This is a genomic window from Streptococcus oralis (genome assembly GCF_003943395.1).
Classification (GTDB): Bacteria; Bacillota; Bacilli; order Lactobacillales; family Streptococcaceae; genus Streptococcus; species Streptococcus oralis_BF.
In genome coordinates this window covers 198507-222293 of sequence record NZ_RJPJ01000002.1, presented here as the reverse complement: position 1 = coordinate 222293, position 23787 = coordinate 198507, and the positions used below count along the sequence as shown (strand labels likewise).

Here is a 23787-nt window from a genome sequence, read left to right as displayed (position 1 = left end):
GATTGAAAGACAATCGTTTATTTTATTATAAAGAGAGAAAAGCTATTCATGAGAGATTTATTATCTAAAAAAAATCACAGACAATTAGAATTATTAGAATTACTATTTGAAAACAAACGCTGGTTTCATATTTCGGAACTAGCAGAATTATTGGACTGTACAGAACGTTCTGTAAAAGATGACTTGTCCCAGGTCAGGTCTTCCTTTCCTGACTTGATATTTCATTCCTCAACAAACGGCATCCGTATCATTAATACCGATGATAGTGATATTGAGATGGTCTATCATCATTTTTTTAAGCATTCAACCCACTTTTCAATTTTAGAATTTATCTTCTTTAATGAAGGATGTGATACTGATAGTATTTGCAAAGAGTTTTATATCAGTTCTTCCTCTCTTTACCGTATCATCCGTCACATTAATAAAATTATTAAGAAGCAATATCGTTTTGAAATTAACCTCAATCCAGTTCAAATCACTGGAAATGAAATCGATATCCGTTACTTTTTTGCCCAGTATTTTTCAGAGAAATATTATTTCCTCGAATGGCCCTTTGAAGATTTTTCTGTAGAACCTTTGTGTAAACTGTTGGCACTGGTCTATAAAGAAACTGCATTTCCTGTCAATTTCGCCACTCAACGAATGTTAAAGTTACTCCTCGTAACAAATTTATACCGAATAAAGTTTGGTCATTTTATGGAAGTTGAGAAAAATTCTTTTAACAATCAATTGTTGGAATCTTTTATGCAGGCAGAAGGCATCGAAGAGATTGTAGCGAGCTTTGATTCTGAATATCGTATCTCTCTGAATAAAGAAGTGATAGGTCAACTATTTGTATCCTATTTTCAAAAAATGTTTTTCATAGATGAAGAAGTATTTCTCAACCATGCAAAAACAGACAGCTATGTAAAAAAATCGTATCAGTTATTGGGAGAACTAGTAGATCAGGTATCAAGAGACTATAATCTCCAAGTAGACAATAGAGACAATCTGATTTGGCATCTGCATAATACAGCACATCTGCATCGCCAGGAATTATCGACAGAGTTTATCCTATTTGATCAAAAAGGCAATACAATCAAAAACTTTCAAAATATTTTCCCTCGATTTGTTTCAGAGGTGAAGGAAGGAATGGAACATTATCTAAAGACTTTGGAAATGGATGATAGTTCAATGAAGGTCAATCATTTGTCTTATACTTTTATCACTCATAGCAAACACTTGGTACTAAATATTTTACAAAATCAACCTAAATTAAAGGTTTTGGTCATGAGTAATTTTGATCAGTATCATGCAAAATCAGTAGCAGAGACACTTGCTTACTATTGCAGTAACAATTTTGAACTGGAGGTTTGGGGTGAATTAGAGTTATCCCTTGATGCTCTAAAAGAATCACCTTACGACATCATTATTTCTAATTTTATTATTCCGCCTATTGAAAATAAGAGACTGATCTATTCCAATAATGTCAATACAGTCGCTCTCATCTCTTTGCTTAACGCAATGATGTTTATTCGATTGGACGAGTAACTAAGAATAACAAAAAACGCTAGATAGCGTTTTTTCTTATAAGAAAATAATTTCATCTATATTAGACTCAGAATATCCTAAGAATCTTGTCATTTCTTAGTTCAGAACAAACAAAAAAACCTTGATTTTCAAGGCTTTTTCCTGTTGATTTAGATGCCCCCTGCATGAATTTGTAAGAACTTTTCATATTGAAAATAAACAAAAATGTTGAAATATAGCTGATTTTAGGGAAATACTTTTAGGTATTTTCAATGTCAGGATTTAAAAATGGGGCAAAAGTGGGGCAAAAACAAATTAACGAAAAAAATATCGAGTTCGTGCATCAAGTAAATGATAAATTGCAAGAATAAGTGCAACATTTACTCGAACTCATCCTCTAGAGCTTCACTAGCAGTTCTGTAAGCTAAACATTTTCGTGGTCGGTGATTGATATCATATAAAGCCTTGGTTCCCAAAGCTTTTTTATGTTATAAACTCATTAAAAGAACCCCCAGTTAGATTTGGAATATTTTTTATTCTGTGTCATATAAAAATAAATAAAATGAATGGCTATAGCTAGAGCTAAAATGGTTGTTATACTCACTACTATTATAGGATTGGAAGCAAAGATTAAAGAGAGAATCAAGGCAGCCAGATAGAGTGTCGCTTGGACACAGTAGTAACTTTTCGAATAGCGAAGATAGTGTTTGTTATAGGGCCCATTTACTAGGACAGCAGCTTGAAAGAGGCCAAATCCGATATAAGAGAAGCTGGTTGCAAAGAGACGATTAGCTTCAGGATTCAGAAGAAAACTCATCGATACAGTCATCATAATAAGTCCAATGAAAATAGGATAGTGACTGTAAATTAGAAATAGTCCCTTTTGATTAGATTTTTCATCAATAGCATGGTCGAATTGACCAAAATAAAACAAGAACAGAGAAAGCATAATAATGAAATAAAGAACCGAATAAATCGAGAAATTCTCGATTGTAAAGAAGTTAGCTAGCTCCATAATCATCTCTCCAAACGTAATAATGACAAGAAGGGAGATGCGCTCGATTAAATGGGGGAGATTTACCTGGTAATGCTTATCTTTACTAAGCAAGATAATTGGCATAATAAATGTTAGCAGAATACTAGCAAATAAGACAGAGACTCCAACGTAAATAGGAAGAAGAGCTGCTAGATAGACTCCTAAACTTCCTAGACCTGTTATCCATAGAAAACCTTTGATACTTTCCCGTTCAACATTATCGGTTGATTTTCTAAAAAATTCAACCAAATATTGTAAAAATAAGGTAAAGGTTAATGTACCAACAGCCCAACAAAGATAATGAAAATATTGTTGCCAATCAGGTCCAATCATATTGGCTATAAAGAGTAAAAGTCCCATTTTGATAAACATGATTACCATGTTAAATAAAGAGTTCTTTCCATAGCGATTGGTATAAACGGTTTGAATCATCCATGAATCAGTGAGAACCAAAACAGCCATGAAAAAATCAAGGAAAGAATTCCAAGTCAAAATACCGTTATGAAGATGGTCAATTAAAGTAGTTACTTTTGAAATTGCAAAAACAAAAACTAGGTCATAAAAAAGTTCTGAAAATTCTACACGTTTATGTTTAATAAGAGTTGTCATCTTAAGACCTTTCTATTCTAGAAGTACAATTTATTATAACAGAAAATGGTAATGAGAGAAAAGGATATGCTTAAATAACTTCATGTGACGCGAATTGTCAAAACCTTGGAGCACATTTACCTCATGTACCAACTCACAGGCAGAGTGTTTGATGATTGATAATGAAGAATAAGATTTTACAATAGAAAAGCGAGGATATCCTCGCTTTTTTTATTTAATCTAATAGCTCCTTATTTTCAATTAAGAGCTCTAGTGGAGATTTATCTCTTGCTTCAATAAAACCAGGTTCATATTGGGTATGAAGTGTTCTTTTCTGAGAAGTTGGATCAATATACAACTCATCTCCATCTTCTGTGTATAGTTGGTTGCCTCTTGTTAAGTAAAGTAAATCCTCTAAGTACTGTCCATCAGTTTCTAGAAAATCTTCGATGTATTTGACAGCTTTTAAGATTTCACTTACTTTATCAGAGTATTCATTAGATTCAAGAACACTCTTTTCTAACTCAATCTCTTTACTCGTTCCAAAGAGTTGGGTTGGAGTTGCATTAAAATATTCTGCTATCTTATCCAAATTTGCAAAGGTAGGATAGCTTTTTTGTTTTTCGTAATCAGAGATGGACTGTTTACCGATTCCTAATTACCTCAGTCTCTTCAGTCTGTTAATTTTTTTTCGAAAATTTCTCTTTAATATTAGCTTTCAATTTATCAAATTTTTCACGACGAGCTTCTTTTTTATCCGCAATTAAGCGAGCTTTAGCTTGATGCTCTAAATCTTCTTGAATTTTGAGAGCTGACTCTATCTCTGCCGCAACAGTAGCGACATCCCATCTAGCAATGTCAACCTGATACTTTTCAAAAATAGCATTTAAAACAGATTCATCATTTTCTTGTACAAGTGCAATAATAGCTACTTCGCCATTAGTCAACTTTTTACTAACGGTTGTAATTAATGCCGAATTGATCAATTCTTTGTCTGAACCAACGGAGGCGCCAATTGCTCCACCAGTAGCAAAACCAAAGAGAACACCTAGTGGTCCACCTAAAATTCCGATTAAACTACCAATTAATCCGCCTTCGAAATAATCATCTCCTAGGGAATTCATCAAATCAAAGCTATCTTTGACGTTAACAACGCCATTTTCAGCTTTTACAATTGAAGCCTGAGCTAATTTTGTATTTTCAGTTTGAACAAACTGTTTTAATTCTGAAAAGGCCTGAAAGGCTTCACTTTCAATATGAAAAATTGAGACAACAACATTTTCCATGGGCTTACACTCCTTTATTACTTTATAGAGATAGAATAAAATCTCCTATATTTAGTAGTACAAACTACTGCTACACAAGGTGAATTGTAGCATACAATAATCTTTTATGCAATATACAATATATTACAAAAAGATTAAATTTTTATTTAAAAACTTATATTCTATAAATTAGGCAATTTTAAAATTTTGATTAAAAAGAAAGATTTAGATAGAGCTGTTGGTAGACTTAGGAAATTTTAAGAACATGCATTAGTTAAATTAAATGGTTCTTTTCAATTAAGTTTTAACTTCTATCTGGTAAGTAAAAGGAAAAATAATACCCGTGGTGCTAGTTAAACTCAAAATACAAGAAAAGCCTAAAAGGACTATACTGTAAGTGACAAAACAAAACAGGAGGATAGTCCAAATGAGCCACTTACATTAGTCCTGTGAAATACAGAACTAAATCCTTCACTTAAATTACTTGTCTAACTTTTTGGGGTCAGTACAAACAGTGCTTTTTTTGTTGAAATCGCAAAGAATCTAAGCTTTCTTTTTGCAGATAACATTCGATCTTTTATTTTCGGTATGATTGAGTCGATGCCCCGTTCTCGACCGGTTATTATTCCAACTTATCGAATGCTAGAGCACTATGCCATCACTTTTTGGAAGAATACTTAGAGCAATTCTACGTAGAATGGAATGCGAAAAAGTGATAATTAAAGAGACGAAAAAGCTGAGAATATGATTTCCCAGCTTTTTTGAATGCGATAGAAATAGCAACTAGACTATTTACGAAAGGCCTCAATAATGTAGGTGAAGCCAGTAACTAAAAATGAAAAGGCAATGACATAAACGACAAAGACACCTGTAGCCACTGGATTGAACAGAATCACTAGACCTAGTAAAAATGCAAGCAAGGCTATCCACATGATATGGTTGCCAATAATAGGGAAAATCAATCCTAGACGATTGCCTTTAAAGAAAGCAATAATGGCTTCTACAATTAACCAAATTCCTACAATGGTCGGAATGACGACCGGCAGGGTCACAAAGCCATAAGCAACGAGGTAAAGAGCTAAGAGAAGACTAACAAATCCTTGGAAAAGATAAACAGGTGAGCGAAGCTCTTTTGGTGCAGAGAAATAGCCTAAAATAGCTGCTATAGAAGAAACCAGTAAACCAAATGCAATCCACCAGCTGTAAGCAACAAGATTAGCTACTGGGTCTGTAAATAGAAAGAGTGCTAAAAGGACAAAAACAACTCCTGCAAGGAATAGCAGTAAACGATTAGAAAATTTCATTTCAATACCCCCTATATAGTATAGTATAGTTTGATAATAAAAATATTATACACCTTTTTAGAGGAAATATCAATAAACAAAATGGAAAATTTGGAAGTTTCAGTCTGATTTATGAAAAGAAAATCAGTTTTTATTATTTTGAAAATAAAAAGAGAAGATAAAATTTGTCTTCTCTACATGAAAATATTGTATGGCATCAAAGCAAAAGTAACTGGCTTTACACTATTTGTTAAGATGTAATTTGATTCAAAAAGAAAAGATAGATTTAAATGTAGGGCAAATCAGTTATAGACAAACAAAAAAGCCTTGATTTTCAAGGCTTTTTCCTGTTGATTTAGATGCCCCCTGCAGGGCTCGAACCTGCGACCCATAGATTAAGAGTCTACTGCTCTACCAACTGAGCTAAGAAGGCAAAGAAAAAGCTGTATTGGTGCCGAAACTTCACGGTTTGTATTGAACCCGCGCAATTAAGCAGGTGGGCAACTCGCTCTAACTGAAGCTGTTTCCGTGTGAGACGGCCTACATGCTGTTAGAAGACTTTTGTTTCCCTAATAATACAAAAAATAGTCGGTCAACACTTAAGTGTGAAGTCGTACACCACAGCGTTTCTATATTTATATGATACCACTTTTTTAAAAAAATTCAAGAGGAAAACTTATTTTTTTTGAAAAGGATTTCACAAGTTTCTTAATTTATCAATGGTTTCCTTGCGTTGAGCTAAGGCCCGTTCGTACTTGCCAGTATCTTCTGGAGAGAAGTAGTGATGATCTCGAATTTTTTCTGGCAAGTAATCTTGTTTGACCCAGTGTCCAGGATAGCTATGGGGGTAGAGATAGTTTTGAGCGTTGCCCAATTCCTTGCTACCACTATAATGTCCATCACGCAGATGTCGTGGAATGGGCAAATGCCCTGATGTTTTGAGATCAGCAAGGGCCTTGTCCATGGCCACATAGGCTGAGTTGGATTTGGGTGAAAGTGCCAAGTCAATCACGACATTAGCAATGAGGATGCGGGCTTCTGGGAAACCGATTCTTTGTGCAGCATCTAGAGCAGTCACGGTATGAATCTGAGCCTCAGGATTGGCCAAGCCGATATCTTCATAAGCGATAACAGTCAAACGACGAGCTAGACTAGGCAGATCCCCAGCTTCAATCAAGCGGGCTGCGTAGTGGAGACTGGCATCCACATCTGATCCGCGGATGGATTTTTGCAGGGCTGAGAGAACATCATAGTGCCCATCCCCATCCTTGTCCATAGTAATATAGCTTCGCTGCAGGCTATTTTCCATGATATCGAGCGTGATATGGCGGATACCCTTGTCATTCTCAGGGGTAGATAGAACAGCCAAATCTAGTGAATTAAAGGCAGAACGGAGGTCTCCATTGGTAGAGGTTGCGATAAAATCCAGCGCATCCTCATCTAGCTCAACTGGGAAATCAAAACCACGCTCAGGGTCAGTTAGAGCAATTTGAATCGCTTCTTTGACGTTTTGGTTAGACAGAGGTTCCAGTTCAAAAATCTGAACACGGCTACGAATAGCAGGAGTGACAGAAAAGAAGGGATTTTCAGTCGTCGCTCCAATCATGATAACCAGACCACTTTCCAAGAGTGGCAGAAGAAAGTCTTGCTTGGTTTTATCTAGTCGGTGAATCTCGTCCAGTAACAGGACTAATCCGCCAGAGAATTTAGCCTCTTCAGCGATTTCTTGGAGACGTTTTTTGCTATCAACAGTGGCATTGAAGGTCCGAAAGGCATACTTGGTCGTTCCAGCGATGGCTGAAGCGATACTGGTCTTGCCGATTCCTGGAGGTCCGTAGAGAATCATGGAGGACAGACGATTGGCTTCCACCATGCGACGGATAATTTTTCCTGGTCCGACCAGATGCTCCTGACCGATGACTTGGTCGATGGTTTTGGGGCGCATGCGAAGCGCGAGATTGTCTGGCATAGCAGTCCTTTCTAACATGGATTTTCTGATGTATATGTGGTAAGATGGTAGTATCTATTTTAGCATAATTCCGAGTATTCGGGGCGATTTAAGAGTCGCATAGAAAGAGGACAAAATGGCAACATACGGATTTTTAGATGTTTTAGAGGAAGAATTGGACAAGAACTTTCCCTTTGACTTTGAGATTAGCTGGGACAAGCGCAATCATGCAGTTGAAGTGAGTTTTTTATTGGAAGCACAAAATGCTGCAGGTGTGGAGATGGTGGACGAGGATGGAGAGGTGTCGTCAGACGATATCCTCTTTGAGGAAGCAGTGCTTTTTTACAATCCTGCCAAGTCAACAGTCAATGAAGAAGACTATTTAACGGTCATCCCTTATCTGCCTAAAAAAGGATTTTCTCGTGAATTTTTAGCTTATTTCGCCCTTTTCCTTAAAGATACTGCCGAGGTTGGGCTGGATGCCCTCATGGACTTTTTGGAAGACCCAGAAGCAGAGGAATTTGTCATGGAATGGAACCAAGAAATCTTTGAAGAAGGGAAAGCAGGCTTGGAAGAGGGAGAGTTTTATCCTTATCCGAGATACTAGGAGTTGGTTGGAGATTTTATGAAGAAAATTGGGATTTATTTGGTTTATGTGCTAGCTTTTGCCTTTATTATGCTAGCTTTTGCTTGTGGCACTATCGCATTTGCAGAGTTGGGGTATTCCGCAGTTTTAGTCTTTACTTTTGGTTATACCTTCGCTCTTCTAAGCATATATTTAATCTTTATTCTTCATGAGCTGGGTCATGCTTTTTGTGGCTACTTGACAGGCTATCGGTTGGTGGCTTTTGGATTAGGACATTTTCTTTTGACCAAAAAGTCAGGTAGGTTTAATCTTAGTCGAACAGCCGTTCTGAAAAATGTTGGTGCTCAGTATATTGGTTTAAAGGAGGACGAAAGTGATCAAAGAATCATTCTGATGCTTTCAGGAGGTTTGATGGTTCATCTCAGCTTGATATTATTGGCGATATTGTTTGGATTTTTGACAAAAAGCTGGTATTTTGCTGGTACTTGGATTTTTCTTAATTTGTCTTTCTTCCTAAGCAACGCTTTGCCAGTCGGCATCACCGATGGAGCAAAAATCTGGGAATTGCGACAACACCCTGAAAATATCAAATACGCTTACTTGATGTTAAGGCATTCTGCCCAAACTTTGCTTGCTCCTCAAGAGTATGATTTGAAAGACTTTACCATGCCTGTTCCTGAGGATGCGAGAGGTAGTTTTGCAGAAAGTATCCAAACTCTTCAGGGAGTGGTTTTCATATTGGATGGTCATTTAGAGGCAGCTAAAAAGCTATTTCAATCTTTACTAGAGAGAACAGAACACTCGCTATCTGAAACTTTTTGCCAGCTATACCTTCTTCAAATCGCCTTGCTGGAAGGAGATAATGAGAAAGCGGAGGAATATGCAAGTATTCGAAGTGTTAAATCCTTTTTATCTCTAAAAATGGCAGATGTGCAGATGATTCAAGCCTGGTATCAATTTAAGGTAAAGAAAAATATAGCTCAAACTCGCAAGGCTATGAAGATTGCTAGACAGAAAATGGATAGCAGTAGAATGTTGCGAGATGAGAAACGCTACTATGAAAACTGGTTAGCAGAGCTGGAAAAGGCATTAGCCGAAGGAGTCTAATATGGAAATAGAAATTTCTGATTTCACAGGCTGCAAAATTGTCCTGTTTTGTGGTGATAAGCTTTTGACTATCTTACGTGATGACAAATCAAACATTCCATACCCTAATACCTGGGAACTGCCAGGTGGTGGGCGAGAGGGAGATGAAACTTCTTTTGAGTGCGCAGCGCGTGAAGTTTATGAAGAACTGGGAATTCATCTGACTGAGGATTGTCTGCTCTGGGGGAAGGTTTATCCCAGTATGCTTTTTGAGGGGAAGGAGTCAGTCTTTCTAGTTGGAAAGTTAACGCAGGAACAATTTGACAAGATTGTCTTTGGTGACGAAGGACAGGGCTACAAACTGATGAGTATTGACGAATTTCTTGGCTCAGATAAGGTCGTGCCCCAGTTGCAGGATAGAGTGAGGGAATATTTGGAGGAAATAAAATGATTTTTGCAATTGCAACAACGACGTTAAATAAGGAAGTTAAACGCAAACTAAAAACTGGACAATATTCTAGAGAAGAAGCTACATTCATCTATATGGAATATTTAAAGTTAAAGAAGCAAAGGGAAAGTGGTACTAAAGTAGCAGGAATTTCTGCGGCTGTTATTTGGGGGTTAATGGTTGTTGTACCCTTACTAAGTGGTGAAGGTCTCATACTGCCTCTTTCAGTATATTTTTTACTTTTTATCCTATTAGAAGGCATTGTTCTACTAGTTTATTATCTTATGTTTGGTATTTTTAAACAGCAGATTCATAGCGCAATGAAAGAACACTACACAGATGTGATTGAAGAATTTAAGGGTCAGTAAAACAGCGTGTGGAAGAGCATAGAAGTACTAGTTGAGAGAGTGTGTATTTTGGGGTAGTAGTATGATTCAGATTGTCCGAGCAGGAGCAGAGGATTTAGAAACCGTAATTGCAATTCAAAGAGCTAGCTTTAAGGCTGTCTATGAAAAATACCAAGATGAGTATGATCCTTATCTCGAGGATCGTGAACGAATCAAGTGGAAATTGGTTGAGCGTCCCAATAGCTATTACTACTTTGTGAAAGAAAAGGAAGAAAATATCGGATTTTTACGAGTTCAGACCAATGAAGATTTGACGGAGGCATGGTTGGGAACGGCAGCGATTTTACCCCAGTATCAAGGAAAAGGTTATGGTTCTGAGGGACTAAGATTACTGGAAAAGGAATTTCCGACGATTAAACAGTGGGATTTGTGTACGGTATTACAGGATGCGGGCATGGTCGCTTTTTATGAGAAAAATGGTTACCGTCAAACTCATATCGAGCCTGAAAAAGAAGGTATGGATATGGTTTACATGAATAAAATGATTGACAAATAGAAAGGATGGTTCGGTTAAATTTCTAAACTGAACCCGCCCTAAACACTGTGCCAAAAAGATAAACTTCTATTAGACACAAGCGTCTTCAGAGAGTTTCCTATTTTGGCTTAGTGTTTTACGGGCTTGGTATCTTAATTATGGAAACATGGCAAGAGTTAAAAGTTACAGTTAAGCGTGAGGGGGAGGAATTAGTCTCTAACCTCCTGATTGAACTGGGAGCGCAAGGTGTTGCGATCGAAGATAGTATGGACTATGTGGGAAATGTGGACCGTTTTGGTGAGATTTTTCCAGAGATCGAGCAGAAAGAGGAAGTCGTGGTGACAGCCTACTATCCTGAAACGGTTGATGTGGCAGTGGTTGAGGCGGACTTGCAGGTTCGTCTGGTAGAATTGACCGATTTTATGGATTTGGGAGAGGTCAAGATGGGAACGACTGCCTTGGCTGAGGAAGACTGGGCTGACAACTGGAAGAAATATTATGAACCAGCTCGTATTACTCATGATTTGACCATCGTGCCGTCTTGGACGGACTACGAGGCGACTGCTGGAGAAAAGATTATCAAGCTGGATCCAGGCATGGCCTTTGGGACAGGAACACATCCAACCACTAAGATGAGCCTCTTTGCCTTGGAGCAGGTCCTTCGTGGGGGGGAAACGGTGCTAGATGTGGGTACTGGATCAGGTGTCCTCTCCATTGCCAGCTCGCTGCTTGGTGCCAAGGAAATTTTCGCCTATGACCTGGATGATGTAGCGGTTCGGGTAGCTCAAGAAAATATTGAGCTCAACCCTGGTATGGAAAACATCCACGTTGCTGCTGGAGATTTGCTCAAGGGTGTAGAGATTAAGGCAGACGTGATTGTAGCTAATATCTTGGCGGACATCCTCATTCATCTGACGGACGATGCTTATCGTTTGGTCAAGGATGAAGGCTACCTCATCATGAGTGGCATTATCAAGGACAAGTGGGACATGGTGCGCGAGTCGGCTGAGTCAGCTGGATTTTTCCTTGAAACCCATATGATTCAAGGAGAATGGAATGCCTGTGTCTTTAAAAAAACTAAGGATATTTCGGGTGTGATTGGAGGCTAGCATGCAGCAGTATTTTGTCAAAGGAAGTGCAGTCTCTCCTGTCACTATCGAGGACAAGGAAACCAGCAAGCATATGTTTCAGGTCATGCGCTTGAAAGAAGATGATGAGGTGACCTTAGTCTTTGATGATGGCGTCAAGCGCTTGGCGCGCGTGCTGGATGTGGAAAATCGTCAGTTTGAGTTGGTTCAAGAATTAGCTGACAATGTGGAACTGCCAATCCAAGTGACCATCGCGTCTGGCTTTCCCAAGGGAGATAAGCTGGAGTTCATCACTCAAAAAGTAACCGAACTGGGCGCTAGCCAAATCTGGGCCTTCCCTGCAGATTGGTCGGTCGCCAAATGGGACGGCAAGAAGTTGGGCAAAAAGATTGAAAAACTGGAAAAAATCGCCCTTGGAGCAGCCGAGCAAAGTAAGCGTAATTTCGTTCCAAGTATCCAGCTTTTCGAGAAAAAAACAGATTTTCTAGCTCAGCTGGACCAGTTTGACTCTATCATCGTAGCCTACGAAGAGTCGGCTAAAGAAGGAGAAACCGCTGCGCTCTTACAAGTAGTTGCTGGTCTTGAAAAAGGAGCCAAATTGCTTTTTGTATTTGGTCCAGAAGGCGGTCTCTCACCAACAGAAATTGAAAGTTTTGAAGCTAAAGGAGCAGTCTTGGCAGGGCTTGGCCCTCGCATTTTGCGAGCGGAAACAGCGCCACTTTACGCCTTATCAGCCCTTAGTGTTTTAGTAGAATTAGAGAAATAAGAGGAAGAAAATGGAACAAAAACACCGTTCAGAATTTCCAGAAAAGGAACTTTGGGACTTAACAGCCCTATACCAAGACCGTGAGGATTTCTTGCGTGCAATCGAGAAAACACGAGAGGATATCAATCAATTTAGCCGTGATTACAAGGGCAATCTTCATACTTTTGAGGATTTTGAAAAGGCCTTTGCGGAATTGGAGCAAATCTACATTCAGATGAGCCATATTGGCAATTATGCATTTATGCCGCAGACTACAGACTATAGCAATGAAGAATTTGCCAATATTGCACAAGCTGGTATGGAATTTGAGACAGATGCTAGTGTAGCCTTGACCTTCTTTGACGACGCTTTGGTGGCGGCAGATGAAGAAGTTTTGAATCGTTTGGGTGACTTGCCACATTTGACAGCAGCCATTCGTCAGGCCAAAATCAAAAAAGCCCACTACCTAGGTGCTGATGTGGAGAAGGCCTTGACTAATCTCGGTGAAGTTTTCTACAGTCCACAGGACATTTACACTAAGATGCGAGCTGGGGACTTTGAAATGGCCGACTTTGAAGTCAATGGCAAAACCTACAAAAACAGCTTTGTTACCTATGAGAATTTCTACCAAAATCACGAGGATGCTGAGGTTCGTGAGAAATCTTTCCGCTCCTTCTCAGAGGGACTTCGTAAGCACCAAAATACGGCTGCGGCAGCCTATCTAGCCCAAGTCAAGTCTGAGAAATTGTTGGCAGATATGAAAGGTTACGACTCCGTCTTTGATTATCTTCTAGCTGAGCAAGAAGTAGACCGTGCCATGTTTGACCGTCAGATTGACCTCATTATGCAGGAATTTGCGCCAGTCGCTCAGAGATATCTCAAGCATGTTGCCAAGGTTAATGGTCTTGAAAAGATGACTTTTGCAGACTGGAAATTGGACTTGGACAGCGCCCTGAATCCAGAAGTGACTATTGACGACGCCTATGATTTGGTCATGAAGTCAGTAGAACCTTTAGGACAAGAATATTGTCAGGAAGTTGCTCGCTATCAAGAAGAGCGCTGGGTGGACTTTGCTGCTAATAGTGGCAAGGATTCTGGTGGTTATGCGGCGGATCCATATCGCGTGCACCCTTATGTCCTCATGAGTTGGACTGGTCGTTTGAGCGATGTCTATACCTTGATTCATGAAATTGGGCATTCTGGTCAATTTATCTTTTCAGATAATCACCAAAGCTACTTCAATGCCCATATGTCGACTTACTATGTCGAAGCGCCGTCAACCTTCAATGAATTGCTGTTAAGTGATTACTTGGAACACCAATCTGACGACCCACGTCAAAAACGCTTCGCTCTTGCTCACCGCTTGACAGACACCTACTTCCATAACTTTATCACCCACCTCTTGGAAGCTGCCTTCCAGCGTAAGGTGTATACACTGATTAAAGAAGGGGAAACTTTTGGAGCAAGCAAACTCAACAGCATTATGAAGGAAGTCTTGACGGACTTCTGGGGAGATGCCATTGAAATTGACGATGATGCAGCCTTGACTTGGATGCGTCAAGCTCACTACTACATGGGCTTGTATAGCTACACATACTCAGCAGGCCTTGTGATCTCGACTGCGGGTTACCTTCATCTGAAACATTCAGAAACTGGAGCTAGAGACTGGCTCAATCTCCTCAAATCAGGTGGCAGCAAGACACCGCTTGAGTCAGCCATGATTATCGGAGCCGATATCTCAACAGATAAACCACTACGTGATACCATCCAGTTCTTGTCTGACACAGTTGACCAGATTATAGCCTACAGTGCTGAGTTGGGGGAGTAAAGAAACAGGATGTCAGAATTAAACCTACTATAGAGTATGTGCTGAATTCGGAGTTTAAAGAATGTAAAGTCATCTAAGGATGACTTTTTGATAAGCTACTAGAAATGCAGAGGTACTAGGGATGTATCAAGTATTACAAAGAAAAGTGACAGAAGAAAAACCAAGCTATAGCCGAGAAGAAATTCAGTGGTTGCTTGAGCACTTGGGAGATCCTTCTCCAGAAATTCGAGACGAACTTGTTTTTACGAGTTTAGCTAGAGGTATTCAAGAAGAGTTGTTTTCCCTTGGGCAGTTTCAGTTTATCTCAGAAGAGGTCTCCTCTGATGAAGGTCTATACAAAGAGATTGATAGTAGAGGAGTTTCAGCTCTTAAACGTTCTTTTAAGGCACTTATTTATGCCAATCTACTGTCCTGCGATGGTGCTAAGGAATCACTTTATTACCAGCAGTTGCCTTCTCCTATCAGGGCTACCATGCTAAATCAAGGCTTACACTATCTTACAAAGGAAAAAGAGACGACGGGCTACTCTCCTCAGTTTGGTTGGATCCACGCATTTGCGCATGGTGGTGATCTCTTGACGGAAGTTATATGTCATCCTAGCTTTCCAAAGTCAAATATAGCCGAAGCATTTGAAATCATTGGGAAAATCTTTAAACGTGTTGAGATTCGTTTTACAAATGATGAAGATTGGCGGTTAGCCAGAGCNTTTTATGAACCAATTTTACGAGGNAAAATCGAACCGCCTCTACTCACTGCTTGGCTGCAAACAGTCGAATTTCCCCTGAAAGAAGCAAATGATTTCCATAAATTTTCCAACTTCAGATCCTGTCTGTTGGAAGTCTATGTCAAACTTGATCAGAAAAACTTTTTACAAGATGAGTTAAAAGAAGCTATTCAATCTTTTCAATACTAAGTCCAAGCGAGTCGTTGCATGATTTTCAAATAACTTTCTAGTCAATTTTCTTGAAACCCTTTCCTTCTTTTGATAGACTAATACATAGTTTGAAAAAAAGGAGACTTATCATGAAAAAATTTGTTGCTGAATTAATCGGTACATTTATGCTTGTGTTCATCGGAACAGGAGCTGTTGTTTTTGGAAATGGTCTTGATGGCCTTGGACACCTTGGAATTGCTTTTGCCTTTGGTTTAGCAATTGTGGTTGCAGCTTACTCAATTGGAACTGTTTCAGGTGCTCACTTGAATCCAGCTGTTTCAATCGCTATGTTTGTAAACAAACGCTTGTCATCTTCAGAGCTTGTAAACTACATCCTTGGACAAGTAGTTGGGGCTTTCCTTGCGTCAGCTGCGGTATTCTTCCTCTTGTCTAACTCAGGAATGTCGACTGCTAGTCTTGGTGAAAATGCCTTGGCAAACGGTGTCACTGTCTTTGGTGGTTTCTTGTTTGAAGTCATTGCAACTTTCTTGTTTGTCTTGGTTATCATGACGGTGACATCAGCAAGCAAAGGCAATGGTGCGATTGCTGGTTTGGTAATCGGTTTGTCCTTGATGGCAATGATCCTTGTTGGATTGAACATTACTGGACTTTCAGTAAACCCAGCTCGTAGCTTGGCTCCTGCAGTCTTGGTAGGTGGCGCAGCCCTTCAACAAGTATGGATTTTTATCCTTGCCCCAATCGTTGGTGGTGTTATTGCAGCCCTTGTTGCGAAAAACTGCCTTGGAACAGAAGAATAAAAAATAAAAAGAGTCCTGTCCTCAGTCTGAGGAACAGGGCTTTTTCTATGCAAATAAAAAAGCACTCCCATTATTTTGAATGGGAGTGTTTCGTGATTAGCTCAATTCAGCAACGATGGCCTTGATTTGTTCTGCTGTGTGAACACCAGCAACTTGTTTCACCACTTGGCCGTCCTTTTTGAAGAGAAGGGTTGGGATAGACATGATTCCAAAAGCACGAGCTGTGTTTGGATTTTCATCAACGTCCATTTTGACGATTTTCAAGACATCTTCTGAAAGTTCTTCAGACAATTTGTCCAAGATTGGACCTTGCATACGACATGGACCACACCAAGTTGCCCAGAAGTCTACCAAGACCAAACCGTCTTTTGTTTCTTGTTCAAATGTTGCATCTGTAATTGCTTTTGCCATTGTATTTCTCCTTTTTAATTATATTGGCTTAAATCTTGTTTCATGAGATAGAAGAAGACATCTCCATAAGTCCCATGGTAGTCCAAATCATGACCATTGTAGGTTAATTTTTGGACTGTGTAGTAGTCTGCGACGCCGATGAGGCAGGCTTGTTGAGAACGTTCAAAGTCTTCATAAGACTCAAAAGTCATGGTTCTCTCTTGCTTGCTGGCGTCTAGATAGGTAATTTCGATCATATAAAACTCCTTTATTCGACCTTGACTTTATTGTACTCCTTGAAAAGAAGAATGTCAAGAAAAATGATTGCGCACGCAACTTTTTTAAAAAAATCTGATTAAGAAATGAAGTTAAGACTCGTTTCCAGTCTTTCTTCGACGGCCTTTTGCAGGTAAGCTAGGGTTGTTTGTCCCTCGTCAGTCAGGCAGATAAAACTAGCCCGTCTATCCTGATCGCAACATCTGCGACTAAGCAAACTGCAGTTTTTCTCTTCCAGTCGAGCTACCATTCGAGAAACAGCGCTTGGGCTGAGATGGAGTTTATCTGGTAAATCAATCTGTCGTAAGGATTTTTCATCAGTCAGATCCAGATAGTAGAGTAGGTAAAATTCTTTTAAGGTCAACCTTTGTTCACTCTGCTGGGCAACAGTTTCTTCTAACATGGCTTCCATTTCCTTTTGACGGCGGTTGTAGTCAAACCACTTTTCCAAATAAGTCATTGCTTTCTCCTTTCTTTTCAAAGTAAAAATCACAAAGTCATTACTAACTGCCTTTGTAACACAAGATGATTGCGCATGCAATGATTATACTACTTTTATCTAATCCTTGCAAGAAAGAAAAATTTCGATATTTCCTTGAAATTTTCTGAAAAAAGAGTAAACTGGTATGCAAGAATTCTATTTCAAGGAGTTTAGGATGAAATTATATGTTCAATTAATGATTCTTTTTGTGATTTCATTGATCGGTGAGGGAATCTCTAGTTTCTTTCATCTGCCCATCCCAGGCAGTATTATCGGTTTGATTATTCTTTTTCTAGCCCTGCAGTTCAAGTGGCTAAGAACCAGGCATGTCAACATGGTGGGGAATTTTCTGCTGGCTAATATGACCATTCTCTTTTTGCCGCCAGCAGTGGGTATCATGGAAAAGTTTGATGTGATTGCCCCCTATCTCTTGCCCATCGTCTTAATTGTCTTTTTTGCAGCTGTCATCAATATTATCCTCATCGCCCTAGTGGTTCAGTTCATCAAGAGACGATTTGAGGGAGATTATGAGAAAGGAGAAGCCAAATGAGTGAATTTGTATCCAATCCTCTGTTTGGGATTGCATTATCTATACTAGCTTATCTAGTAGGAATGTTGATTTACAGGCGTTTCCCCCACCCATTGACAACGCCCTTGCTTTTGTCGGCAATTTTTATCATTATTTTCCTAAAGGTAACGGGTATTTCTTACCAAGATTACTACCAAGGTGGGGTTTATCTGAACAACTTGATTGTCCCATCGACCGTGGCTCTAGGGATTCCGCTTTATAAAAGTTTTCATCTGATGAAGCACCATGCGCGGAGTATTCTCTTTGGTAGTCTGCTAGCAGTAGTTGTCAATACTAGCTTCACTGCCATAGTGGCAAAAATCTTTGGCATGGACTTTTTCCTAGCCATTTCTCTCTTTCCCAAGTCAGTGACAACCGCCATGGCAGTGGGAATCACAGAAAAATTGCAAGGTTTGACGACTGTAACCTTGGTCGTCGTAGTGGCGACTGGGATTTTAACCAGTGTTATCGGACCAACCCTTTTGAAGTGGTTGAAAATTGACGATCCAGTGGCTGTTGGACTTTCTCTTGGAGGGACAGGTCATGCAGTCGGAACAGGAACAGCCTTTCGATACGGCTCTGTAGCAGGCGCCATGGGTGGCTTGGCTATCGGTGTCACTGGTATTCTCTATGTTTTTGTTAGTCCCATTGTAGCCAGTTTGATATTGAGTTAAAAAGCAAGGAAGTTAAGTTCCTTGCTTTTTGTATTGTCATGTAGCTTTTATATCATTTAGCCTGTGAATCTATAACTAATAGTTAATAGAATAAGATTTATACTCTAGATTATTACCAAGCTCCACTATCATCTACATAATAGCCATCAGGCGTATAGGTATTACGAAGCATATTACCAGATGATGCGAGATAGTACCACTTACCATTATCTTTGACCCAACCTGTCGCCATAGAACCTGAGTCTTTTAGGTAATACCAGGTTCCACTATCTTTAATCCAACCTGTTGCCATAGAACCTGAATCATTTAAGTAATACCAAGAGTCACCATCTTTAAGCCAGCCTGTCGCCATAGAACCTGAGTCTTTTAGGTAATACCAAGAGCCATTATCATATAGCCAATCACTAGCAATCATGCCTCCTGATGATTTAAAGGCATACCAGTTGTTACCTTGATAAAGCCATGTTTGATTAAACATAACCCCTTTATCATCCATAAAGTACCAGCTTCCCTGATCATTGATCCAAGCATCTTTAACTAGTTGACCTTGTTTTTGATAGTACCAGGTTTCACCGTCACTATTTTTTAGATTTAGCCAGCTTTCTGCTTTTACAATCGGATAAAGTTCTCTGAAGACTCCCCCCCCTTTGTAGAAATGACTGATAATCCCTGGTTTTACAAGTTTAATACTACCATACTCCTCTGCCCAAGCAAAGACTTTTTGACCATTGACAGTCTCTGGTAAGGTAGCAGTGTAGGTCTTGGTTTGATAGTCCCATTTAGTATCAAGGTAGGTGTATTGATCATTTGATTCTTTAATATGGTAGTAGCCACTCTTTCCACCATTATATACGTCATCTACCACTTTAGTGGACCAGGTTTTTACTTCATTTCCGCTCTTGGCTTCTACTTTGATATCTCCTCTGTAGCCAAAAGGTACGTAGAAATTCAGGTAACGCCCCTCTGTACCGACCATAGACTTGTCCTTTTCTTGACCTAGAAAATTGACAGTCTGATCTTGACCATTTAAAGTAACTTTCCACTCGATTTTCTCAGTTTTTGGCAAATCTAAGACTTTGATATCTACTTCATGTCCATTTTCAAATCGTAGAATTTTGCCATCTTGATACTTAACACCACCCTTAATAACCCACTCTTCTTCAAGCTCGAAGGCCTTTCCTGAATGAGGGAAAGCCAGTAAGGCTAAACCTGCTAGAGACAAACTAAATAGTGTGATTTTTTTTGATACTTTCATTTTCTTAACTCCTTATTTTTGGAATAAAACAAATTGACTGTTTTCTGGATAAACTGATACATGTTGCTGCTTATTACTTCTTGATATAACTTCAAGAACCTTACTGTAAGAATATTGATAGAGTTCATCCAAAGTAACTCTTCCATTCTTATTGACATCAGCTACAGGCGAAATCTTTATATTTTGAAGAGGATTCCAGCCTGTTCCCATTGCCCAGTATCTTGTGGCAAGACTCCCACCTCCATATGTACTATACGATTTTTCCCCCTGCCAAGAGGCACATAGTACGAGGAATTTAGAATCAAGCATTTCGCCATTCTTGCTTGCTACATCTCCTGTTGAAAATCCTGCTAAAAATTCTTGTTCATCAAATACTTCTTCAGACTTAGAGACGGCCTTTTCATCTGATTTACCTGCATTTATAATTGTTCCTGAATAGCAACAATCCAGCATAACCACAAACTTACCTTTGTATTGTTTCAAAATGGATGCCAATTCCCAACCAGAAAATGTCAGACCATCACTGCCAATATAGATTCTTCCATCTCTTCCTCCATGACAAGTAAAGTAAAGATAGTTCACATCACTTTCGCTAGAAGATTCAAAAAGTTCTTGCATTTTTGCAATAATCTCGGACTTAGTTCTATCTGGGAAACGAACAACTTCACTAAAGTTTTGGTTACGAAATACCTTTTCCATAGCATTAACATCTTCGATAGGAACGGCTATAGTTGATGTTTCACCGAGAACTAAAGCCCGACGATTGATATTTCGGCTTTCGCCACTATTAGCAAAGAAATAGGTATCATCTCCGATATTGTGCCAACCCGTCTGCATAGCTCCACTAGTATCTAAATAATATTGTTCACCTTCGATAGTCTGTAGCCCTGTTTGCATGACACCACTAGTATCTAAATAATACCAACTACCCGAATCCCAACACCATCCAGTTTTCATGGCTCCACTATCATCTAGAAAATACCATTTTCCATATTCTTTAATCCAACCTGTCTTCATCCAACCTTCACTATCAAAATAGTACCAGGTGTCATTTATTTTTTCCCATCCATTTGTAGTATAAGAACCATCAGAATGCTCATACCACCAACGGCTATCAGATTTTATCCAACTTCCACTTGACTTACTATAAGTCGTTTGAGTGGAGGATTCTTGAGCAGAAACTGGATTATTGGTTGGCAGGGATGCTCCCAAGCTAAGTAATGCAACTGCTGATAATGAAATTTTCTTCAAAACTTTCATAATAGTATTTTCCTTTTTTTTTTTATTTTGATATAATCATATCAGAATAAAAAAAACTCGTTTTATTTATTGCAAAAATGGAAGAGGATGGATATGGAAAATTTTGGAGCCGTTTTAAAAGATATCCGTATTTCAAAAAATTTTCGTCTGAAAGATTTAGCGTGTAATGAAATTAGTGAATCAACAATTTCTCGGTTCGAGAATGGAGTTACGAAGTTATCTATTAATCATTTTTATATTCTGTTAGATCGCCTTGGAACCTCATTTTCAGAATTTGAAGAGTTAGTTCACTGTTATTATTCCCAAAAGGTATGTTTTTGGGGAGAGTTAGAAAATGCTGTAAATTCTTCAGATATATTTTTACTTCAAGAATTAGTCCAGAAAATAGAGTTAAGACAAAAGCAAGAAAAAAGTTTATGCAATTACCATATAAAATTAATTGCTGAGCAACAGATCAACCGTCTTGCAAACCTTCCTTATAATTCATCTAAATGCAATGAATTAATAAAATATCTGCTTTCTGTAGATACTTGGATGGAGTATGAACTAAAACTTTTCTATAATTCGGTGTTTTTTATGAATACTAAAACCATTAGCTTACTATACAGAGTAGTAATCAAAAAAACACGATACTTTCTAAAAACGGAAACGGGAGCTCACAGGGTAATTCCTTTATATTTATTTAACTTGGAATTACTGTTAAAAAATAATTTGTTAGATAGCGCTCAATTTTTTATAGATGATTTAGAGAATTTACTTACGAGGCAAGGATATTATTTCGAAAAAAATTATTTGCTTTTTTTAAGAGGTGTTTATCATATTAAAACTAATCGAGTAGAGATAGGTAAGAAAGAATGTTCTAAAGCTATCAGAATATTTAAGGAGTATAATGATAGTGACACAATAGAGAAATTAAACGAGATATTTAGATCAGATTTTATATTTTAATTGCTAGATGGATTCATTTTTTTAATCTAGTTAGAAAATGAGATAAAGAAAAGGATAGCCTCTCAGTGATGAGATGTTATCCTTTTTTGACGTTTAAACTATTGCAAGTTAACCTTATTTTTCAAGATATAGTAGGTTCCGAGGTAGTAGATAATTGCTAGAATGAAATCTTTGAGGATATCAGCGCTGATTAGGAGGTTAAAATCATAATCCATTCGGAAGAAGATAGAAATATAGCCAATCACGATGTTAAGTACGATATAGGCTAAAATTCCCATAGCGGTACGATACTCGTTAAATAGTTGACCAATTGAGATACAAAGGTAAATAGATAAAATCCAAGTAATTGAACCCACCAGAAGAGAGAGGGCATAGAGCCAACCGTAACCGAGATAAGGAGAGATAAATCGATAGAGGAGTGGCAATTCTTTCACTACAGGGGTGAGTGAGAAGATAATAATGATACTCAAAATAAATACAATATAGCTTATGATTGACCAAATGAGAGCACCTAGTAATTTGGCGGTGATGATTTGATGCTCAGAGACAGGTAAAGTCAATGTTAGATAGCCCTGGCGATCGTAGACACTTCCCTTGAAGCGTCGAACGATTAGAAAGATCGTCGCGATCCAGAGAGTAACGCTGAGCCCACCAAAAACTAAGATCAGAAAGCCTAACAGATAGTAGGGATCATTACCATAGCTAGTGTAGGTCTGACTAATACCAGAAATGGATGCACCAATCAAAACCGAAATTGCAAGCACAGCACCGTAGAGAGCTAGATACCATTTGTTAACATTTTTAAATTCATAACGAACTAAATTCCAAAACATAATAATCTCCTTTGTCTAAGCCTTGAACTCTTGGCGGAAGAGCTGGTCAATCGACTCACCTGACTCATAACGAATATCATCAACATTTCCTTGACGGACGACTTTTCCGTTATTTAGGAAGATGATTTCGTCCAAGATCGGCTCAATATCTGAAATCAAGTGGGTAGAAATCAAGACAGTTGAAGTTGGTGAGTAGTTGTTGATGATGGTGTTCAAGATATAGTCACGGGCAGCTGGATCTACACCACCAATCGGTTCGTCGAGCACGTAGAGACGAGCTTCACGGCTCATAACGAGGATTAATTGAACCTTTTCCTTGTTTCCTTTTGACAATTTCTTGAGGCGACTGTTTTCATCAATGCCAAGATCTGCTAAAAGGTGCTGAGCCCGCTCAAGATTGAAATCTTGGTAGAAAGTTTTAAAGTAGGTCAGTGCCTCTTTGATTTTCATCTGTTCATTCAGATAAGTCGTGTCTGGTAGATAAGAGACAATGGCTTTGGTAGCAGGACTTGGGTCCATGTTGTTAATGAGGACACGACCTTGGTCTGGCTGGAGAAGTCCGTTGATCAGCTTGATCAGGGTTGTTTTTCCAGATCCGTTTGGACCGAGAAGCCCGACGATTTTTCCAGCGGGAATCTCAAGGGAAACATTGTTAAGGGCTGCTGTAGCCCCATAGGATTTGGATACATTTTCAAATGCTAGTAATGTCATAATTTTACACTCCTTTGATGTATTCGCTAAGCACACTTGGCAGTTCTTCTTTTTGATAGCCGAATTGAAGCATGCCCGTTACAAAGTTTTTCAGTTGCTCCTCAGAAAGCTGTTTGCGGGACTGAACGATGAGATCTAAGTCCTCAGTGACAAAACGACCAGTAGTCCGCTTGCTATAGACAAATCCTTCGCGTTCGAGGTCAGACAAGGCACGCTGGATAGTGTTGGGATTGACCCCAGCCTCGCTCGCCAGTTCCCTCACGGTTGGGAGCTGTTGGTTGGGTTCCAGTTCATGGGAAACAATCTGTAATTTGATTTTTTCCATAATCTGCAAATAAATGGGTTTTGTATTATCAAATGACCAGGACATCATAGTCTCCTTTCTTTTTCTTTGTTGTTCTAATTAA

27 protein-coding genes and 1 tRNA gene are annotated in these 23787 nt (G+C 38.9%); 14 read left to right on the top strand and 14 right to left on the bottom strand.

Going from position 1 to position 23787, the window contains the following annotated elements; all coding sequences use genetic code 11:
* Positions 1-48 precede the first annotated feature (48 nt).
* The gene (locus D8802_RS02505) at positions 49-1530 is read left to right on the top strand and encodes a M protein trans-acting positive regulator PRD domain-containing protein (protein WP_125394665.1); all 1482 of its coding nucleotides are present in this window, start codon (positions 49-51) and stop codon (positions 1528-1530) included.
* Between the two features lie 478 nt (positions 1531-2008).
* On the opposite strand, the gene D8802_RS02495 is transcribed toward D8802_RS02505, so the two are convergent.
* The 6 genes from D8802_RS02495 to D8802_RS02465 all read right to left on the bottom strand — a co-directional run bounded on the left by D8802_RS02495 (position 2009) and on the right by D8802_RS02465 (position 7650).
* On the bottom strand, positions 2009-3154 hold the full coding sequence (locus D8802_RS02495; RefSeq protein ID WP_125394664.1) for a low temperature requirement protein A: 1146 nt from the start codon (positions 3152-3154) through the stop codon (positions 2009-2011).
* Positions 3155-3368: 214 nt separating this feature from the next.
* The gene (locus tag D8802_RS02490; RefSeq protein ID WP_125394663.1) at positions 3369-3785 is read right to left on the bottom strand and encodes a helix-turn-helix domain-containing protein; all 417 of its coding nucleotides are present in this window, start codon (positions 3783-3785) and stop codon (positions 3369-3371) included.
* Positions 3786-3813: 28 nt separating this feature from the next.
* Positions 3814-4419 carry a DUF1269 domain-containing protein gene (locus D8802_RS02485; protein ID WP_061597013.1) on the bottom strand — a complete coding sequence of 202 codons (606 nt, stop codon included), beginning with the start codon at positions 4417-4419 and terminating at the stop codon, positions 3814-3816.
* Positions 4420-5186: 767 nt separating this feature from the next.
* A complete protein-coding gene (locus D8802_RS02475; RefSeq protein ID WP_045616765.1) occupies positions 5187-5702 on the bottom strand; it encodes a DUF308 domain-containing protein in 516 nt (171 codons plus the stop codon).
* 339 nt (positions 5703-6041) lie between these two features.
* Positions 6042-6114, bottom strand: a tRNA-Lys gene (locus D8802_RS02470).
* 264 nt (positions 6115-6378) lie between these two features.
* The gene (locus tag D8802_RS02465) at positions 6379-7650 is read right to left on the bottom strand and encodes a replication-associated recombination protein A (protein WP_125394662.1); all 1272 of its coding nucleotides are present in this window, start codon (positions 7648-7650) and stop codon (positions 6379-6381) included.
* A 115-nt stretch (positions 7651-7765) separates the two neighbouring features.
* On the opposite strand from D8802_RS02465, the gene D8802_RS02460 reads away from it, so the two are divergent.
* From D8802_RS02460 to D8802_RS02410, 10 genes are all read left to right on the top strand, one after another.
* Positions 7766-8236 carry a DUF3013 family protein gene (locus tag D8802_RS02460; RefSeq protein ID WP_125394661.1) on the top strand — a complete coding sequence of 157 codons (471 nt, stop codon included), beginning with the start codon at positions 7766-7768 and terminating at the stop codon, positions 8234-8236.
* 18 nt (positions 8237-8254) lie between these two features.
* A complete protein-coding gene (locus D8802_RS02455; RefSeq protein ID WP_185758180.1) occupies positions 8255-9322 on the top strand; it encodes a M50 family metallopeptidase in 1068 nt (355 codons plus the stop codon).
* A 1-nt stretch (position 9323) separates the two neighbouring features.
* Positions 9324-9752 (top strand): NUDIX hydrolase, encoded by a 429-nt coding sequence (locus tag D8802_RS02450; protein WP_125394659.1) that lies wholly within the window; start codon positions 9324-9326, stop codon positions 9750-9752.
* Positions 9749-10117 (top strand): hypothetical protein, encoded by a 369-nt coding sequence (locus tag D8802_RS02445; protein ID WP_125394658.1) that lies wholly within the window; start codon positions 9749-9751, stop codon positions 10115-10117. The genes D8802_RS02450 and D8802_RS02445 overlap by 4 nt, the downstream gene beginning before the upstream one ends.
* 61 nt (positions 10118-10178) lie before the next feature.
* Positions 10179-10652, top strand: a complete 474-nt coding sequence (locus D8802_RS02440) for a GNAT family N-acetyltransferase (RefSeq protein WP_125394657.1) — start codon at positions 10179-10181, stop codon at positions 10650-10652.
* A 137-nt stretch (positions 10653-10789) separates the two neighbouring features.
* Positions 10790-11740, top strand: a complete 951-nt coding sequence (gene prmA, locus D8802_RS02435) for a 50S ribosomal protein L11 methyltransferase (protein WP_125394656.1) — start codon at positions 10790-10792, stop codon at positions 11738-11740.
* 1 nt (position 11741) lies between these two features.
* Complete coding sequence (locus tag D8802_RS02430) at positions 11742-12485, top strand: 16S rRNA (uracil(1498)-N(3))-methyltransferase (protein ID WP_125394655.1); 744 nt, start codon at positions 11742-11744, stop codon at positions 12483-12485.
* 10 nt (positions 12486-12495) lie between these two features.
* Positions 12496-14292, top strand: a complete 1797-nt coding sequence (gene pepF / locus D8802_RS02425; protein WP_125394654.1) for an oligoendopeptidase F — start codon at positions 12496-12498, stop codon at positions 14290-14292.
* Between the two features lie 121 nt (positions 14293-14413).
* Complete coding sequence (locus D8802_RS02420; protein ID WP_125394653.1) at positions 14414-15205, top strand: DUF2785 domain-containing protein; 792 nt, start codon at positions 14414-14416, stop codon at positions 15203-15205.
* Positions 15206-15315: 110 nt separating this feature from the next.
* Positions 15316-15984, top strand: coding sequence for an MIP/aquaporin family protein (locus D8802_RS02410; protein ID WP_125394652.1), 669 nt, complete (start codon positions 15316-15318; stop codon positions 15982-15984).
* A 96-nt stretch (positions 15985-16080) separates the two neighbouring features.
* On the opposite strand, the gene trxA is transcribed toward D8802_RS02410, so the two are convergent.
* The 3 genes from trxA to D8802_RS02395 form a co-directional block, all read right to left on the bottom strand.
* On the bottom strand, positions 16081-16395 hold the full coding sequence (trxA, locus tag D8802_RS02405) for a thioredoxin (RefSeq protein ID WP_001029581.1): 315 nt from the start codon (positions 16393-16395) through the stop codon (positions 16081-16083).
* Between the two features lie 14 nt (positions 16396-16409).
* Complete coding sequence (locus D8802_RS02400; RefSeq protein ID WP_000570259.1) at positions 16410-16631, bottom strand: DUF4649 family protein; 222 nt, start codon at positions 16629-16631, stop codon at positions 16410-16412.
* Between the two features lie 98 nt (positions 16632-16729).
* The gene (locus D8802_RS02395) at positions 16730-17110 is read right to left on the bottom strand and encodes a MarR family winged helix-turn-helix transcriptional regulator (protein WP_125394651.1); all 381 of its coding nucleotides are present in this window, start codon (positions 17108-17110) and stop codon (positions 16730-16732) included.
* Between the two features lie 196 nt (positions 17111-17306).
* On the opposite strand from D8802_RS02395, the gene D8802_RS02390 reads away from it, so the two are divergent.
* Positions 17307-17681 carry a CidA/LrgA family protein gene (locus D8802_RS02390; RefSeq protein ID WP_061452895.1) on the top strand — a complete coding sequence of 125 codons (375 nt, stop codon included), beginning with the start codon at positions 17307-17309 and terminating at the stop codon, positions 17679-17681.
* Positions 17678-18373 carry an LrgB family protein gene (locus D8802_RS02385; protein WP_001288937.1) on the top strand — a complete coding sequence of 232 codons (696 nt, stop codon included), beginning with the start codon at positions 17678-17680 and terminating at the stop codon, positions 18371-18373. The genes D8802_RS02390 and D8802_RS02385 overlap by 4 nt, the downstream gene beginning before the upstream one ends.
* A 112-nt stretch (positions 18374-18485) precedes the next feature.
* Here D8802_RS02385 and D8802_RS02380 read toward each other — a convergent pair whose 3' ends face one another.
* Both D8802_RS02380 and D8802_RS02375 read right to left on the bottom strand, forming a co-directional pair.
* Complete coding sequence (locus D8802_RS02380) at positions 18486-19628, bottom strand: N-acetylmuramoyl-L-alanine amidase family protein (RefSeq protein WP_185758179.1); 1143 nt, start codon at positions 19626-19628, stop codon at positions 18486-18488.
* Between the two features lie 12 nt (positions 19629-19640).
* Entirely contained in the window at positions 19641-20879 is a 1239-nt protein-coding gene (locus tag D8802_RS02375; RefSeq protein WP_125394696.1) for a caspase family protein, read from the bottom strand.
* A 102-nt stretch (positions 20880-20981) separates the two neighbouring features.
* Here D8802_RS02375 and D8802_RS02370 point away from each other — a divergent pair, with 102 nt between their 5' ends.
* Positions 20982-21836: a helix-turn-helix domain-containing protein gene (locus D8802_RS02370; RefSeq protein ID WP_125394650.1), complete on the top strand. Its 855-nt coding sequence runs from the start codon at positions 20982-20984 to the stop codon at positions 21834-21836.
* Between the two features lie 98 nt (positions 21837-21934).
* On the opposite strand, the gene D8802_RS02365 is transcribed toward D8802_RS02370, so the two are convergent.
* The 3 genes from D8802_RS02365 to D8802_RS02355 are packed head-to-tail and all read right to left on the bottom strand — an operon-like array spanning position 21935 to position 23750.
* Positions 21935-22669 (bottom strand): hypothetical protein, encoded by a 735-nt coding sequence (locus D8802_RS02365; protein ID WP_125394649.1) that lies wholly within the window; start codon positions 22667-22669, stop codon positions 21935-21937.
* A 15-nt stretch (positions 22670-22684) separates the two neighbouring features.
* A complete protein-coding gene (locus D8802_RS02360; protein WP_084946298.1) occupies positions 22685-23380 on the bottom strand; it encodes an ABC transporter ATP-binding protein in 696 nt (231 codons plus the stop codon).
* 4 nt (positions 23381-23384) lie between these two features.
* The gene (locus D8802_RS02355; protein WP_000119121.1) at positions 23385-23750 is read right to left on the bottom strand and encodes a GntR family transcriptional regulator; all 366 of its coding nucleotides are present in this window, start codon (positions 23748-23750) and stop codon (positions 23385-23387) included.
* Positions 23751-23787 lie beyond the last annotated feature (37 nt).